General features: G+C 41.8%; 13 protein-coding genes. 7 read left to right on the forward strand and 6 right to left on the reverse strand.

Features of this window, described 5'->3' with window-relative positions; all coding sequences use genetic code 11:
• Nucleotides 1-121 precede the first annotated feature (121 nt).
• Nucleotides 122-2,410, forward strand: coding sequence for a glycosyltransferase family 4 protein (locus GS399_RS17345; protein ID WP_160845918.1), 2,289 nt, complete (start codon nucleotides 122-124; stop codon nucleotides 2,408-2,410).
• Nucleotides 2,411-2,474: 64 nt separating this feature from the next.
• The gene (locus tag GS399_RS17350; RefSeq protein ID WP_160845919.1) at nucleotides 2,475-3,479 is read left to right on the forward strand and encodes a glycosyltransferase family 4 protein; all 1,005 of its coding nucleotides are present in this window, start codon (nucleotides 2,475-2,477) and stop codon (nucleotides 3,477-3,479) included.
• A gap of 132 nt (nucleotides 3,480-3,611) precedes the next feature.
• Here GS399_RS17350 and GS399_RS17355 read toward each other — a convergent pair whose 3' ends face one another.
• Nucleotides 3,612-5,120 (reverse strand): glycoside hydrolase family 130 protein, encoded by a 1,509-nt coding sequence (locus GS399_RS17355; protein WP_160845920.1) that lies wholly within the window; start codon nucleotides 5,118-5,120, stop codon nucleotides 3,612-3,614.
• Nucleotides 5,121-5,262: 142 nt separating this feature from the next.
• Here GS399_RS17355 and GS399_RS17360 point away from each other — a divergent pair, with 142 nt between their 5' ends.
• From GS399_RS17360 to GS399_RS17370, 3 genes are all read left to right on the forward strand, one after another.
• Nucleotides 5,263-5,940, forward strand: coding sequence for a response regulator transcription factor (locus GS399_RS17360; protein ID WP_160845921.1), 678 nt, complete (start codon nucleotides 5,263-5,265; stop codon nucleotides 5,938-5,940).
• A gap of 9 nt (nucleotides 5,941-5,949) precedes the next feature.
• Nucleotides 5,950-7,257, forward strand: coding sequence for a sensor histidine kinase (locus tag GS399_RS17365; RefSeq protein ID WP_160845922.1), 1,308 nt, complete (start codon nucleotides 5,950-5,952; stop codon nucleotides 7,255-7,257).
• A 70-nt stretch (nucleotides 7,258-7,327) separates the two neighbouring features.
• Entirely contained in the window at nucleotides 7,328-7,492 is a 165-nt protein-coding gene (locus GS399_RS17370) for a hypothetical protein (RefSeq protein ID WP_160845923.1), read from the forward strand.
• A 163-nt stretch (nucleotides 7,493-7,655) separates the two neighbouring features.
• Here GS399_RS17370 and GS399_RS17375 read toward each other — a convergent pair whose 3' ends face one another.
• The gene (locus GS399_RS17375) at nucleotides 7,656-8,582 is read right to left on the reverse strand and encodes a DUF58 domain-containing protein (RefSeq protein ID WP_160845924.1); all 927 of its coding nucleotides are present in this window, start codon (nucleotides 8,580-8,582) and stop codon (nucleotides 7,656-7,658) included.
• 143 nt (nucleotides 8,583-8,725) lie between these two features.
• Here GS399_RS17375 and GS399_RS17380 point away from each other — a divergent pair, with 143 nt between their 5' ends.
• Nucleotides 8,726-9,571, forward strand: coding sequence for a hypothetical protein (locus GS399_RS17380; protein ID WP_160845925.1), 846 nt, complete (start codon nucleotides 8,726-8,728; stop codon nucleotides 9,569-9,571).
• Nucleotides 9,572-9,641: 70 nt separating this feature from the next.
• On the opposite strand, the gene trxA is transcribed toward GS399_RS17380, so the two are convergent.
• Nucleotides 9,642-9,962 (reverse strand): thioredoxin, encoded by a 321-nt coding sequence (gene trxA, locus GS399_RS17385; protein ID WP_160845926.1) that lies wholly within the window; start codon nucleotides 9,960-9,962, stop codon nucleotides 9,642-9,644.
• A gap of 233 nt (nucleotides 9,963-10,195) precedes the next feature.
• On the opposite strand from trxA, the gene GS399_RS17390 reads away from it, so the two are divergent.
• Nucleotides 10,196-11,125, forward strand: coding sequence for a DUF3078 domain-containing protein (locus GS399_RS17390; protein WP_160845927.1), 930 nt, complete (start codon nucleotides 10,196-10,198; stop codon nucleotides 11,123-11,125).
• 177 nt (nucleotides 11,126-11,302) lie between these two features.
• Here GS399_RS17390 and GS399_RS17395 read toward each other — a convergent pair whose 3' ends face one another.
• The 3 genes from GS399_RS17395 to GS399_RS20865 form a co-directional block, all read right to left on the reverse strand.
• Entirely contained in the window at nucleotides 11,303-11,911 is a 609-nt protein-coding gene (locus tag GS399_RS17395) for a hypothetical protein (protein ID WP_160845928.1), read from the reverse strand.
• Nucleotides 11,912-11,957: 46 nt separating this feature from the next.
• Nucleotides 11,958-15,530: a DNA polymerase III subunit alpha gene (gene dnaE, locus GS399_RS17400; RefSeq protein ID WP_160845929.1), complete on the reverse strand. Its 3,573-nt coding sequence runs from the start codon at nucleotides 15,528-15,530 to the stop codon at nucleotides 11,958-11,960.
• Nucleotides 15,531-15,621: 91 nt separating this feature from the next.
• The coding region (locus GS399_RS20865) for a hypothetical protein (protein WP_237487984.1) at nucleotides 15,622-15,838 on the reverse strand (217 nt) is incomplete at its 5' end.

Here is a 15,838-nt window from a genome sequence, read left to right on the forward strand (position 1 = left end):
TTTAATAAATTTACAATATTTTATCTCCTGAGCTTATAAAATTTCATTTAAGCAATATATAATACGATTAAGAACAATTTTATCAAAATGCTGTTTATTCAGCATTAAAGTTCAAAGCAACATGAGAATAGCATATATATCAACATATCCTCCGAGAGAGTGCGGTATCGCCACATTCAACAATAACCTTGTAAATGCGATCAGAGCAAACTTTAAAAACAAAAGCATCAGTGATACCGGCTTTGTGGTTGCATTAAATGACTCAGAGAATATCGATGAATATGAATACCCCGAGGAAGTTAAATACATAATCAGGCAGGATAATCAAAAAGATTATATCCGTGCCGCCAATTACATTAATACTAGTACAGCTGATGCCTGTATTATGGAGCACGAGTTCGGTATATATGGTGGAGAAAGCGGAATCTACGTTCTTCCTTTATTAAACCGGCTTAATAAACCCCTTATATCCATCCTTCATACAGTACTCAGAGAGCCTTCTTTTATTCAGAAAATTATCATCAGGGAAATCGCTAACCAATCATCAAAAGTTGTTGTGATGAGCCGTAAAGCGATAAAGTTTCTGAAAGAGATCTACGAAATCCCGGCAGATAAAATTCAATTAATAGAACATGGGGTGCCAGATCTTGAGGCGCCAATCGAGAACCCTATTAAAAAGATCGTTCCGTTTAGAAACAAACGTGTGCTGTTCACCTTTGGGCTTATCAGCAGAGGCAAGGGACTTGAAACAGTTGTGAAAGCTCTGCCAAAAATCGTTGAACAGCATCCCGATGTCGTATATGTAATTTTAGGAAACACACATCCCGGCGTATTAAAAAATTCCGGTGAGGAATACCGTGAAAATCTTAAGCGCCTGGCAGCACAATTGAACGTTGAAAAGAACCTGATGTTCATCAATAAGTTTGTTAGCGAAGATGAACTTTTCAACTACCTTACAGCCGTCGACATTTACATTACTCCATATCTCAATGAAGCGCAGATAACGAGTGGTACTCTGTCATATGCAGTTGGCGCCGGCGCCGCGGTGGTTTCAACGCCTTACTGGCACGCCCAGGAATTGCTTGATGATAACAGGGGAAGGTTGTTTAATTTCAAAGACTCAGAGTCGCTTGCAGACATTGTTAATGAGCTTCTTGAAAGCCCTAGCAAACTGAATAAACTCAAAAACAATGCTTATCAATACGGCCTGAAACTTCGCTGGCCAAGGATTGGCGCCACGTACCTGGCAACACTTGAGCAGGCTATACAAAAACAAGGTTTTGCCGAGAAAATACTTCAGACGATCGTTGATCCGGAGGTTCTTCCAAAGTTCAGTTTGGCGCATATTAAACGCTTAACTGATGATACAGGAATTGTACAACATGCCAAATTTGGTATTCCAAATCTTAAAGAAGGCTATTGCTTAGACGATAACGCGCGTGCCCTTATTATGGCTCTAATGGCGTATCAGCAAAATAAAAGCAAAGAAGCTCTCGATCTGCTGCCGATTTACCTTAGCTATATTCACTACATGCAGCGCGAGGACGGCAATTTCAGAAACTTCTTGAGTTTTAACAGAAACTATCTCGATGAAATTGGATCTGAAGATTCATTCGGACGCACAGTTTGGTCGCTGGGTTACCTGATAAATTGCGCACCAAACAATTCTTACCGCGAATTTGCACGTGAGCTATTTCAGCGGTCGGTTCCTCATTTTAAGACGATGCATCATCTTCATGGGATAATTAACACTATTATCGGCGTCTCTTATTATCTTAAAGTTCACCCCTCCGATGAAGGCATGCTGAACGAACTGGTTTCCATGACAAATACTGTTATGGACGCCTACGAAAAAAATAAAACCAGTGACTGGAAATGGTTTGAAGATAAAATGTCCTACGACAATGGAATATTTCCACTTGCGCTTTTCCATTCATGCGAAATAACCGGCGATGAACGCGTGCGAAACGTAGCTATTGAATCCTTGAAATTTCTGGACAATTTGACTATGAGCAGCGGTTATTTAAGCCCCGTAGGAAACGAAGGTTGGTTCAATAAGGGAGATACAGAAATGCCGATTTTTGATCAGCAGGCTATCGAAACGATGGCAATGGTTTTGATGTACCGCCAAGCTTACCACGCTACCCAAAAAACGGAATTTGTCCGTAAAATGTTTACCAGTTACATGTGGTTCCTCGGCGAAAATACCCTCCGTGTTCCGCTATATGACCACGAAACCAAGGGCTGCTGCGACGGTTTACAACCAACCGGTATTAACCGGAACCAGGGAGCTGAAAGTACGCTTGCGTATATGATCTCACACCTGGTTGTGCTGAATGCATTTCAACATGAATATGAATACGACACGGTCAAACAGGTCGAGCCGGTTATATTCAAACAATCTATTTAAAATAAAACATGGCTCCTTTCAGGGGCCATGTTCATTCATATCACATCTACATCGCTGCCTTCTCATGAAAATCGCTGTATTATCGCCTGTTGCCTGGCAAACGCCTCCAAAACATTATGGCCCCTGGGAGCAGATTGCTTCAAACATTACCGAAGGCCTTGTCAGCGCTGGCCTTGAGGTTACATTATTTGCCACCGGTGATTCCCTTACTTCTGGAAAACTAGCTGCTGTAATTGAAAGAGGTTATGAGGAAGACCGGCAGCAAGACGCGAAGGTTTGCGAATGCTTACATATCAGTCATTTGATGGAAAGATCGTCTGAATTTGATCTTATTCATAACAACTTCGACTTTCTGCCGCTTACTTACTCGAAGCTCATTAAAACACCGATGGTCACAACCATACACGGTTTTTCTTCACAAAAAATTGTTCCCGTCTATAAAAAATATAATGATACGTCTCATTACGTATCGATCAGTAATGCAGACAGAAATGAAGATCTGAAATACGTCGCGACGGTTTATAATGGCTTAAATGTGGATGAATTTCAGTTTACTGAGCAACCGGACGATTACCTGCTTTTTTTCGGAAGGTTACACCATGACAAGGGTGCGGCAGAAGCGATAAAGATTGCAAAACAAGCCAGGAAAAGGTTAATCATGGCAGGCATTATCCAGGACGAGCGATATTTTGAAGAAAGAATAAAGCCCTTTTTAAATGATGACATACAATTTATTGGCCATGCCGGACCAGACAAACGGAATGAATTACTTGGCAAAGCCACGGCATTACTTCATCCGATAAATTTCGCTGAACCATTCGGAATGAGTGTGGCAGAATCGATGCTATGCGGAACGCCGGTTATAGCTTTTAACAAAGGTTCGATGCCTGAATTAATTAAGCACAAAGAAACAGGATTCTTGGTCAACACCATTAATGAAGCTGTTGAAGCAGCCAGCGAATTACATAATATAGACCGCCAGGACTGCAGGAAATGGGCGGCCTCACAGTTCTCTAAAGAACGAATGGTAGCTGATTATATTAAGGTTTACAAACAAATCCTTTCTTAAAAATAAAACCCTTGCTGTCTGCGTGGAGTCAACAAGGGTAAAATTATCACAACAAGTGTTTAACCCCTTCTATCAGGGCTATTCCTACTTGCAGTGTGACTTAAAATTCAACAAACAAACGAAATAGAGGTTTTATACCACCTCAACTTTTTTAAGCTCCGCCGCCTGTATTTTAGTTTTGTCGGTAGTGGTAAGCCGGTCTAATAACGCGTTAAGATCTACCGTGGCGAATGATGATGAATAGTCCGACAATCCATAAGGAATAACCAACTGCCCATCATTGATAATTGAACCGCATGAATAGACTACGTTTGGTACGTAACCTTCCCGCTCGTCATTATTCGGCACCAGAAGAGGTTCTGAAAGGCGCCCAATTTCAATGGATGGATCATCCAGTTTTAGCAAACTCACACCAAGGCAATACCTTCTCATCGGACCAACACCGTGGGTAATCATTAGCCAGCCATGTTCGGTTTCAATTGGCGAACCGCAATTTCCGATCTGCACAAATTCCCAGGTAAACCTGGGTTCCTGCAATTTAATCGGGTTTTCCCAAACGTTTATATTGTTCGAGTACATGATGTAGTTATTGCATCCGTCTATGCGCGAAATCATGGCGTACTGCCCGTTTATTTTTCTTGGAAACAGCGCAAGATTTTTGTTTTGTGCGCCAGCACCGAAAAGTGGCCTGATCTTGAAATCATAGAAATCAGTCGTTTGCAATAGCTTAGGCATAATCAGGCTGCCGTCGTAAGCGGTGTACGTCGCGTAATAAACAATCCGCCCGTCATCCTCCGTAAACTTGACAAACCGTGCGTCTTCAATCCCTTTGCGCTCAAATTCAGAAATCGGGAAAATGACACGGTCTGAAATATCAGTATCCATAGAGAAAACAATCTCGTAGTAGGAATCAGAGAGCCATAAAACTTTCTCATATTCCATTTTTTTAAACTGATCAGGCTGGATACGCTGCGAATCGATAATGATTTTCCGAAGCGTAGAATACTCAAAATGGTCGTCGAGTTTTCCTTCAAGCTCGCGCAGCACATTTACATCGATCATTGAGGTAACAGCTTTATCAAAAAATAACTTCTTTTGATACTTTGCATTACGCACGACATCGGCTTCATCGATATAACTTCCTGCAGGAATTACGGTAATGTTATTATTCTTGTCGATCATAGCCCGGCGAAAGGCAATTGACGAAATGTGACCTTCTCCGACCGCACGATAACTGATGATCAGTCGTTTTTCACCATCCTCAAGTTCTGACTGATCCGGATCTTCAATAATTGATGGGTTAAAAAACGCCGCCGATTCAATCGAATATTCGTGCGTAAAATATGCACCTATTAAAAGCTGGCGATAAGGTTGAATGTCATGAAAATCAAAACCAAGATCACTGAAAAGGCCTTTCAGCTTATTACAATGCCTGTGCAAAACCTTTGTAATATTGCGGTGCCTTTTTGAATATTCCTGTAAAAGAGGCGAAATAATACTGAATACCTCTTCTTCAGATAGACTCATTACCCGCTCAATTACTTCTTTGGCTCTCTCCTCTCCGTTAAAAAAAAAGCGTGCGATAACACGTTTTGAATCGGGATAAACCTTAACATGTTTTCGTTCTATCGGTAATCTCATAAATACTGGGCAATTATATAACTTGAATCAAACGTACAATTGTAGCTAACTTGTGCATCATTGCAAAATTAGTTCTACTAAGTGTTTCCTTGTTAACTATTTTTGGAACATATCGTTTTAATGTTTTTTTCTTTTATTGATTATGAATGTCCTGATTATTGAAGATGAGAACAGCCTGGCAATGGAAATAGCCGAATTTTTGCAAAAAGAAGGCTTTATCATTGAACTGGCACGCAGAAAAAAGTCTGCGGAGGAAAAGATTTTCGTTAACTCGTACGACTTCATTCTTCTTGACCTTGGATTACCTGACGGTGATGGCTTCGACTTGTTGAAATACCTGAAAGATATCCCCGGGCGTGACGATTCTGTAATTGTATTGACAGCGCGCGGCTCTCTGGACGACCGTATTAAAGGCCTTGAAGAAGGCGCGGATGACTATCTTGCGAAACCTTTTGCACTCACTGAACTTCTGGCACGTATGCATGCCATTATCCGCCGCAAGCATAAAGTAGAAAAAAATGAATTTAAGGTTCATGATTTTACATTAAACATTCAAAACAGAACGGTTTGTTACGGCGATGAACGCCTTAACCTCACTAAAAAGGAATACGAAATATTTAACTACCTGGTTTTAAACAAAAATCGAGTGATTCCCCGAGTCAATCTGACAGAACATGTTTGGGGAGATATACTCGAGGTAAATTCCGATTCAAACTTTGTGGATGTGCATGTGAAGAACCTCCGGAAAAAGCTTTCGCAAATGGCCCCGATCGATTGGTTCGAAACAGTAAGAAGTGTTGGTTACCGGATTAACATTTAAGCATGAGCTTTGAAACTACAGCATAAACTTGCTTTCTACAACACTTTCACCAAAATTGCGATCATCGCGATACTGGGTACACTTATTATTTCGTTCGTAGAGAACATTTCAGTCAACTCGCTTAAACAGCGGATGGTGGATAAGCGCGACAAGTTTGTATCTAATTTGTCGGTTACTGAAATAAATGAGCTTCTTCAGCAGGAGAAATCGTTTACCGATTATAACATTCTGAAAGAAGAATATATCGTTCTGACTTTAGTAAACGTTACAGATAGTATCCCTCCGCAATTTGTAGAAGAACAGCGGTCTATCGAAAAAGAGACAGGCACTTACCTTATTTTGTGGGATTATTTTCAATACGGCGGTAAAAAGTACCGCCTGGAAATAGGCGAAAGTATGGAGGCTGTGAAACGGATCGAAAAAAACACTCTTTATTTCACTTTACTCATCCTGCTGATTACCGTTAGTTTAACATTAGTAAGTGATCTTGCCTTTACCCGTTTCCTGCTAAGGCCTTTTTATAAAATCGTAGATGAAAAACTTAACAGGGTTAACGATCCTATACATTTTAATTACGAAAAGGCAGATACCACCACAGACGACTTTTTACTGCTTGACAGCAGCATCAGCGGCCTGATGAAAAAAGTGTCCGATCAGCTTCTTACGGAAAAGCAATTTATAAGTAACGTATCTCATGAATTGCTTACCCCGATTTCTGTTTTGCGGAACAGGCTCGAAAACATGCTGAATGACGATAACATTTCGGTTGAAAGCCTTAATAAAATATCGGCGTCACTTAAAACACTTACGCGACTAAAGGCAGTAATTAACAGCCTGCTTCTTATTTCAAAAGTCGAGAATCAGCAATTTAACAAGTCGGACAACATCCAGATAAAGACCTTAATTGCGGAGGTGATGGAGGAACTGGAAGACCGGCTCGACGCTCGGCATATAACATTCGAAAACAACCTGACTACTGATTATTATTTTACAGGAAACCAGGCGCTTCTGCACACCTTATTTATGAACCTCCTTAATAACGCCGTTAAATACAATAAGGAAAGCGGGAAGATCATCATCAGCGATGCTTATCCAAAAACGGGTTACCAAATTTTTATAAGTGATGAAGGCGTTGGTATGAATGAGCAGCAAATTGAAAAAGCATTTACCCGGTTCGAAAAGTTCAGTGACCGTAAAGACAGCCATGGTTTAGGTCTGGCAATAGTTAAAAGCATCGCCTCATTCCATTATATGGAAATTTCCATGCATTCAGAACCTGAAAAGGGAACTACTATCGCGATTGATTTCAGGAAATAATTCCTCTGAATATTTCTTCACAAAATCTTCATATTCCATTTGCACCTTTGAATAAGATAATCGCAACAGGATGAAGAAATCGATTTTATTACTTGCGTTTGCCGGATTCAGCGCCGGAGTTTTTGCCCAGGCAATTCCATCGAAAACATCAAAACCTGCAGTAAAAACTGATACGGTTAAGAAAGTAAACACTGTTAAGAAAGTCGGCAAAACGCAAACAAAGAAAGTTAGTTAAGAATCCAATCATAGTTTAGTTTAGTTTTTTTCCGGTTACCCTAATCTGGCCGTTCAAAGAAGGATCTTTGGGCGGCTTTTTTTTAAACATAAAAAACTTAAAGCACTTAAGCTGGTTGCTATACCTGTTACCCGGTAACTGAGATTCTGTATCCCGTTAACCCTTACGCCATTCTCGCGCGTTTTACCAGGTAGGTTTGTAAAACAGGATAGAAACCTGCATTGATATCGGCATCGATCATGTCGATTTTATATTGCGCGCATTTCAACTCGAGCTGTTTTTTAAAATGATCTGAAACCTGCAGATACTGATCACGCGCCTGGGAAGGATTTAATTTAATTTCGTCGCCAGTTTCCATATCAATAAAATGATGCGGCACATCGGGAAAATTAAAGTTTAGCTCATGCTGATGATCGGTAACATTGAATACCAGCACTTCATGCTTATTGTATTTAAGATGTTGGAGGGCAGCAAACAGTTCGGCTATTTCATGCGAGTCGGATACGGTGTCAAACATATCGCTGAAAATTATTACCATAGAACGTTTATGCACCTGCTCGGCAATCTGATGTAATGCTTCACTTACCGCGGTTTTTACATTTCGTGTGGGGTTATGAAGCAATTTCTCCAATTCTGTAAAAACATATTTCTGATGTACAGATGTCGATCTTGCAGGCGTTGCCAACTCCACACTTTCGGAAAATAAGCTTAAGCCAAAGGCGTCGCGTTGTTTTTTAAGCAGGTAAATAATCGACGCTGCGCTGTAAACTGAAAATGCCAGTTTATTGAACTCCTTTTCGGGATAATACATTGACGAGGACGTGTCAACAACCAGCTGACAACGAAGATTGGTTTCCTCTTCGAAGCGTTTAATAAAGAGTTTATCCGTGCGGCCAAACAGCTTCCAGTCGATGTTCTTTATCGCATCCCCGTTATTATAAAGCCTGTGTTCTGCAAACTCAACAGAAAATCCATGAAAAGGGCTTTTATGCAAACCGGTTATAAAACCCTCCACAACCTGCTGAGCAAGCATTTCAAGATTGCCAAAATTTTGTAATTCCTGGATAGAACTTAAATCCGCCTGCTTCATAAAAAGTAAATATAAATTATTGCCGGCAGTGCTGCCTACCCAATTTAAAATATTTAACGATGCGCAGACCGACACAGGCAACCTATCCGGAAATGGCGCCGTAGTTCATTAAAACACTAATTAAATCTGCAATTCTAATTCTCATGAAAACTTATTTAAAAAACTGCTTAGTGCTTGTGATAGGATTATCAGGAGCACTCCTGGCATGCAAAAAAAACAATTCAGGAAACGACGACGATAATAATCCGCCAATAAAGCGCGGTGTTCTATTACGATCAACAAATGATTTTGGGAATATATTAACAGATAGTGCCGGCCGCTCACTTTATTTTTTCTCGCCAGACGTTGCCGGAAATTCGGTTTGTTCCGGCCAGTGCCTGGTAGTGTGGCCGAAATTCTATACCAACGGAGCAATTACCGCTGACGGATTGAACAGCGCGGACTTCAGCACGATTACGAGACCTGACGGCAGCAGCCAAACCGCTTATAAAGGCTGGCCTCTTTATTATTACCAGGACGATATTTACGACGGTGATATTAAGGGGGACAAGGTAAATGACGTATGGTTTGTTGCTAAGCCCGATTACAATATCATGGTTTCGAGGGCCCAACTTGTGGGCGCAGACAATCAGAATTACACAGGTCAGCTTGTTAAAGGAACCGGTGCTACGATTTATTTAACTGATGCCATGGGACGAACTTTGTATGCATTTAACCCCGATAAAATAAATAAGAACAACTTCACCCGTTCTGATTTCAGCAATAATGCGATCTGGCCCATTTATGAAAGCGAACCCATGAAAGTACCTTCAACTCTGGACGCGGCATCGTTTGGAGTAATCGATGTTTTCGGGAAAAAGCAGCTAACGTTTAAAGGCTGGCCGATGTACTATTTTGGCCTCGATAGTGCTAAACGCGGAGTCAACAAAGGCGTAAGCATCAATAACTGGCAAATTGCCCTGCCGGCGCTCTCAGCGGCAACTCCATAGACTTGCCGTAAAACAAGAGAGTCCGCACCGTTTCCGGGCGGACTCTCTATTTATATCCTGGCGGTTACTATTAAGCTAATTGCTTGCTTAATTTATCCGCTAACACCGATTTTGGAACTGCTCCGATTTGTTTATCTACAATTTCACCATTTTTGAAAAACAATAACGCAGGAATATTACGTATACCAAATTTCATGGAAATATTAGGATTGTGATCAACATTAACTTTTCCAATCACCGCCTGTCCGTCATATTCTTTTGAAAGCTCTTCCACTACCGGGCCAACCATGCGACACGGACCACACCATTCAGCCCAAAAATCCACAAGTACCGGTTTTTCTGATTTGAGCACAACTTCCTCAAAGTTTGCATCTGTTATTTCTAATGCCATATGTGTTTTGAATTAAATTACAATGTTATTAATCAAATGTACTAACTCAATAATCCTGCCACAATAAAAGCTTGACATTATGACATTTTTTTAACCGCTGCCCTTTCTAAATGTATTGCCGGAAGTTATTTTTTCAATTTAATTGGTTTCATTTTATAATATAAAACCAATTAGCCCGCTCAGTATCCAATTTTTTTTAGTGGTGATTTTTAAGTTGCGCAAAAACCACTAGTATGAAAAAGTACCTGCTTATTATTTTATCTGTTTTTGCTCTCAAAGCCTTTTCACAGGAGATCCAGGATGGAAAAGTAAACACAGAAAGCAAACGATTTTTAAAGGAACGTGACACTACAAAGAAACAGGAGGGCTGGACCGTTCGCGGCAACAACACGCTGCTTTTAAACCAGGCGGCTTTTTCTAACTGGATTTCCGGGGGAATAAATTCGATTGCTCTTGCCGGCCGCGCCGACCAGGAGTTTAACCTGAAGCGCGGCAGAAATATATGGGATAACCGTTTCATATTGGCTTACGGCCTACGTTCGGAAGAAGGCGACCGCAGCAAAAAAGTCGAAGACCTGATCGACATTACCTCCAAATACGGCTACGAAATAGGAAGCAACTGGTATGCCGCCGTGGGAATGAATTTTAAAACACAATTTACTAAAGGCTACGATTACACAAATGATAACCTGAATTATATTTCCAATTTTATGGCCCCCGGTTATCTTGCCATCGGACTTGGTTTCGATTACATTCCTAACGACAACTTTCAGTTGAATATCCATCCCCTAACATCCAGGATGACGTTTATTACTGATGATAATGTATTTGACCCAGACCGTGACGGCATTCCCAAAGAAGCTTATGGCGCCGATCCCTTTGATCATTTTGTTTACCAGTTCGGACTTTTTCTCGGTGCCCGGTACAAAGCGAAACTAATGGACAATGTCACCTTTGATAACCGTGCCGGAATTTATTCCAATTATCTTGAAAAGCCCCAAAACATGGTGCTGTCATATTCAGCTATTCTCGACCTGAAGGTAAATAAGTTTATCTCTACCCAAATCACGTTCGATGCTTTTTATGATGAAAACCAGGTTAAGAAAGTACAGATAAAGGAAACGCTGGGAGTTGGACTGACTTACAAATATGGGAAGTATTAGACTGACGGATGACTTAAAGTCATCCGTCAGTTTATTTGGCCTTCCTTCGACTCCACTCAAAACAACTACTGACGATGTCAGGCTGACCGGAGTCGAAGCCTTCTCTTTCATTTTATAAACCTGTTACGGTAGCAAAAATACGATCGGACACCCCTAAGACATTCGATTATCTGCTATCTAAAATTTCAGGTAAGCAATAAATGTCTGGTTGTTCAGATTACCCTGGTTAGTAATATTAAAACTCGATTGTGTAGTTTTATAAACTGCACCATTATTATTCTGTTCACCAGTGCTCTTCGTATAACCAAAACCAACTGATAAAACATTTAGTTCAAAACCAAAATGTTTAAAAGGAAACCAGGTAACACCTCCTGCAATATTTGCCTGAACCATGGTCGTTTTTGAACTTATTCCATTTACATCATCATTATCGGTAAAGCCATAATTTATTGACGGCAGCACCTGGGCATAAAACTTTTTCAACAAAGGAAAATATCGTCCATATCCCACACCGATATTATAGTAATTATTCGCTAAGTCATCGAGGTCAGATTTCGCCCTGTTATACAAAAGCAAAGCAAACAATTTCTGATTGTCTTTAAAGAAATAGCCGTAATTCAGCGCCGCTGAATAAGTCGTAGCTTTCGAAGTCATACCTGACTGGAAATCTTCCGTCTTGCTTGTCGTGGTACCGAAACCTAAGCCTAATAGATTATCACCCTTTGACTGTGCGTGTGCAGCAATACCAAATGCTGCAATTAAAAAAGTAAGATAGATTTTCTTCATATAATTAATTTTGGCTCAATTATATGAAAAGCAGCAATCTAAAAAACTAGTTTAACTTATATTTTACAATAGACAACTTCGCAAGATCTTCTAAAAATTCATTGCTTGGATTGATTTTAAGTGATTTAGCGGGCATCTCTAACATCGTTTCACTCTCATAGTCCAGCACAGAAAATTTCAACTGGCAATTCCTTACGGGATTCTGCTCGGCATTTGATTTCACGATCTCATCCATCTTTGTGATAAAGCTTGTTGAAAGCTCATGCAAGGGAAGTTGAATAGTAAGGCACTTCGCCATTTTGTCGCGGAGATCAGACAGCAAAGTAATTTGGTTAACCTTGAACTCCCAGTTATCTTTTTGCCTGAAGCGCTCCGAGACTGTTCCCCTGATCTGCAGGAAATAACCGTCGGTAAAGAAGGATTTTAACTTCACGTAATCGTCGCCGAATAACACTATTTCAAATGATTCATTATAATCCTCAAACATAAACGAACCGAACGGCTTTCCCGTTTTCGTTGTACGATGAGCCGCAGCCGAAACCAAGCCTCCAAGCACCAGTTCGCGGTTTTTAAGTTTGTTGAATTCTTCCTGGTCATCCGGCTGAAGTTCGCCGTTCTTGAACTTATTGATCAGTTTCAGATGCTTTACCTGGTGTGAACAGAAATTATCCATCTCGAACTTGTAATTATCGAGCGGATGACCGGTCAGGTAAATACCGATCATATCCTTTTCATACTTGAGCTTTTCGATCAGGCCCCACTCCTGCTGCTCTGGTAACTGAGGTTCGGGAATATGTGCGTCGCTCGTTCCGCCGAACAAGGATGCCTGCGAAGAATTCAAGCTGTTCTGATAATCGTTGGTGTATTTGATCAGGCGCTCGATGCCATTGAGCATCTGCCCTTCCGGCTTACAAAAAAACTGCGCCCGATTAAAGCCGAAACAATCAAAAGCTCCGCTGAAGACGAGGTTTTCATAAACCTTTTTACTTACCGTACGCGAATTGGTGCGTTTGGCAAAATTCGCGATGCTATTATAAGGACCGTTCGCCTCGCGTTCATCAATAATACTCTCAACGGCTTTTTCTCCAACTCCTTTAATGCCGGCCATTCCAAAACGGATTTCGCCTTTCTTGTTAACCGCAAAACTCAAGTTCGATTCGTTGATATCCGGCCCCAAAACCGCTATCCCCATCTGTCTGGCTTCCTCCATAAAGAATGAAATCTTTTCAATGTTACCCTGGTTATTTAAAACCGCGGCCATATATTCAGATGGGTAATGCGCCTTTAGATAAGCTGTTTGATAGGCTACAAACGCGTAGCAGGTTGAGTGAGATTTGTTAAATGCATACGATGCAAAAGCTTCCCAGTCGGTCCAAATTTTCTCCAGCTTCTTTTCGTCGTGGCCCTTGAGTTTAGCGTTTTCAATGAATTGCGGTTTCAGCTTATCCAGCGTTTTCCGGTCCTTCTTACCCATCGCCTTACGCAATACATCGGCATCACCTTTTGTAAAATTGGCAAGCTTCTGCGATAAAAGCATCACCTGTTCCTGGTAAACTGTGATTCCGTACGTATCCGACAGGTATTCCTCCATGTCGTCCAGGTCATACGCAACCTGCTCGCGGCCATGCTTACGCGATATAAAGTTTGGAATATACTCGATCGGACCCGGGCGGTAAAGCGCGTTCATGGCGATGAGATCCTCGAATTTATCCGGTTTCAGCTCCCGCAGATACATCTGCATTCCGTCACTTTCAAACTGGAATGTTCCGTTGGTATCACCCCGTTGGTAAAGCTCAAATGTTTTTTGGTCGTCGAGCGGAATGTAATCTATATCAATTTCTACATGATGATTTTCCTTGATCAGGCGCAGGGCATCTTTGATAATAGTCAGCGTACGCAGGCCTAAAAAGTCCATCTTGATTACGCCGGCGTCTTCAACTACACGCCCGTCAAACTGTGTTACCAAAAGATCCGATTCCTTCGAGGTGGCAACAGGCAAAATATCCGTCAAATCATAAGGGGCGATAATAATACCCGCAGCGTGCACACCGGTATTCCGGATAGAGCCTTCCAGCTTACCGGCTTCCTGCAAAACCTTCGCACGGACATCGGTTCCTTTCAATATATCTTTTAATTCTGCTACCTGCTCAAACGCATCTTTAAGCGTGATTCCCAATGTTTCGGGAACAAGCTTTTTCAGCGCCGCCACTTCCGGCAGTGGTACATCAAGCACACGTGCCACGTCCTGGATACTGGTTCGCGCAGCCATTGAACCGTAGGTAATGATTTGCGCGACCTGGTTTTTCCCATACTTATCAACCACATAATCAATCACCTTCTGGCGTCCGGCGTCATCAAAATCCGTATCAATATCGGGCATCGACTTACGATCCGGGTTCAGGAAACGCTCAAACAGCAGGTTGTATTTGATAGGGTCGATGTTGGTGATGCCAATGCAATAAGCAACCGCCGAACCCGCCGCCGAACCACGCCCCGGACCAACGAACACTCCCATATCGCGTCCGGCGCGAATGAAATCAGACACAATCAAAAAGTAGCCGGCAAACCCCATGATCCTGATCGTATTCAGCTCGAAGTTTAAACGTTCTTCAACATCCGGGGAAATATCCTTATAACGCTCTTTGGCGCCGGTCATCGTCAGGTGCTTCAGATATTCCCATTGGTTGAGCGTATCGTCGGCGTGTATTTTAAACTCCGGCGGGATCGGGAAGTTGGGAAGCAGGATGTCGCGTTTAAGTTGCAACGTCTCTACCTTGTCCACAATTTCACCGGTATTGTCCAGTGCATGCGGAAGGTCGTGAAACAAATGCGCCATTTCCTGTTGCGTTTTGAAATAGAACTGATCGTTCGGGAAGCCGAAACGATAACCTTTCCCGCCTTCTTCATCCGTAGCGATCGGCGTGCTTTGCATATCGCCGGTATTCACGCATAACAAAATGTCATGAGCGTTAGCGTCCTGCTGATCCACATAATGCGAATCGTTTGAGCAGATTACTTTTACGTTGTATTTTTTTGCAAAGCGAAGCAGCACCTCGTTTACAATATTTTGCTCGTTGATCTCATGGCGCTGGAGTTCGATATAATAATCTTCGCCGAAAATATCCAGCCACCATTTGAACTCCTCTTCGGCCTCAGCCTCGCCTTTTTTAAGGATCGCTTGCGGAACAGACGCCCCGATACAGCAGGTAGTCGCGATCAGACCCTTGTGATATTTTAAAATAAGCTCCTTATCGATACGCGGCCATTTGCTGTACAAGCCTTCCATGTAGCCTAGCGAACAAAGCTTGATCAGATTCTTGTAGCCTTCCGGATTTTTTGCCAGGAAAAGTTGGTGACAGCGTACATCGCGATTTTCCTTGGTGAACTGTTTTTTATGCCGATCATCAACAACATAAAACTCACAACCAACAATAGGTTTAACACCGTGCTTTGCGGCCTCAGCTACGAACTTAAACGCACCAAACATATTTCCATGATCGGTAATTGCCAGCGCCTTCATGCCATCGGCCGCAGCCTTTTTATAAAGCTTGCTTATATCGGCAGCTCCATCAAGAAGTGAAAATTGTGTATGTACGTGTAAATGAGAGAAATCCGGCATCAGCTTATCCTAAATATGAAGAAGGTAAATTTACAATTTCCGTGGAAGTTTTGAGGGGTGTTGATAAGTTAGCTGGTGAGGACTGGAACTGTCAGTCTGAGCAGAGTCGAAGACTGGTCTGAGGCATTTCCGAAAACTTCCCGAGTAGAAAATGAATCGTAATGGTGCCAATGGTTAGTTGACAATGAATTTTGATTTGAAAACGAACGGACGTCACAGTTGGCATCTGCAGCCCCGCTTTTTGCTCCAAGTTTTTTGTTAACGATTCCACTAAAATGAATGGTTGTGCGGCAAAAAAGCTTTTCACG

The sequence above is a fragment of the Hufsiella arboris genome, assembly GCF_009834875.1.
Taxonomy (GTDB): domain Bacteria; phylum Bacteroidota; class Bacteroidia; order Sphingobacteriales; family Sphingobacteriaceae; genus Hufsiella_A; species Hufsiella_A arboris.